We start from the raw sequence: 305 nt of genomic DNA, 5'->3' as shown, positions 1-305 counted from the left end.
TAGTCACTCCCCTGATTATCCTCGCTTTCGCATTTCTTGGCTCGGGTCTTCTATGGTCACTTTCGTATTTCTTGGTGACCAGCTGAAACAATTCCCCGAACTGTTTCACTCCCCCAGACATTGCTCGCTCTCTTATTTCAAGGCTCACGTTAAAATAGTCACTCCCCTGACTATTTTAATAATCCGGTCTTACGACTCCTGTCACAGTGGCTTTGGTTGCTTCGTAGTCGCCGTCAACGACTACTTTGATAATGCGTTTGGCATCTTCTTCTGGACAAGGTACCAATGGTAAGCGGAGTGGACCA

At 46.9% G+C, this 305-nt stretch carries 1 pseudogene; it reads right to left on the bottom strand.

What is annotated here, in order from left to right:
- Positions 1–175 precede the first annotated feature (175 nt).
- Positions 176–305 (bottom strand): annotated as a pseudogene (locus C1E99_RS12190) (4-hydroxy-tetrahydrodipicolinate synthase); the annotation flags it as partial.

The sequence above is a fragment of the Streptococcus suis genome (genome assembly GCF_002964045.1).
In the GTDB taxonomy this organism is placed as follows: Bacteria; Bacillota; Bacilli; order Lactobacillales; family Streptococcaceae; genus Streptococcus; species Streptococcus suis_U.
Note: the sequence above shows the minus strand (reverse complement) of the source record. Positions and strands in the feature narration are given on the sequence as shown.